Source organism: Acinetobacter sp. KAM396 (assembly GCF_021602765.1).
In the GTDB taxonomy this organism is placed as follows: Bacteria; Pseudomonadota; Gammaproteobacteria; order Pseudomonadales; family Moraxellaceae; genus Acinetobacter; species Acinetobacter towneri_A.
In genome coordinates, this window is record NZ_BPPH01000111.1 from 1 (window position 1) to 454 (window position 454).

Below are 454 nucleotides of genomic sequence, written 5' to 3' on the forward strand. Positions count from 1 at the left end.
CTGTGATAAATCACAGAATTTAATAAGCTTATACTTACTAAATTCTGTAATCTTTAGCTTAAAGCTCCAGTATATGTGTGCCTGCGCACAGCATAGCTGTTTGCTTAAATTTTAAGGAAAAGCCTTAAAGCAGTGCTTTAAGTTTTCTGATCTTAAAATTTGGTGGAGACTAGGAGAGTCGAACTCCTGACCTCCTGCGTGCAAAGCAGGCGCTCTACCAACTAAGCTAAGTCCCCAGCTTATCATTTGTGATTCGATGTATCGTAGACTGTGTTAAGGCGAATGCTTAACTCGAGCATAGCTCTCGTCTTGCGCTCGGGCGAAATATGTTTCGCTGACCCTCGCTCATGGTGGGTCTGACAAGACTTGAACTTGTGACCCCACGCTTATCAAGCGTGTGCTCTAACCAACTGAGCTACAGACCCTGAGAAAAATCAAAGCATCGCTTTGTATT

The 454-nt window shown here is 43.2% G+C and carries 2 tRNA genes; both read right to left on the reverse strand.

The annotated features are described in order from the left end of the window. Positions 1–160: 160 nt before the first annotated feature. Positions 161–236 (reverse strand) — tRNA-Ala (locus L6C30_RS14745). Positions 237–348: 112 nt separating this feature from the next. Next, positions 349–425 (reverse strand) — tRNA-Ile (locus L6C30_RS14750). Positions 426–454: the final 29 nt, after the last annotated feature.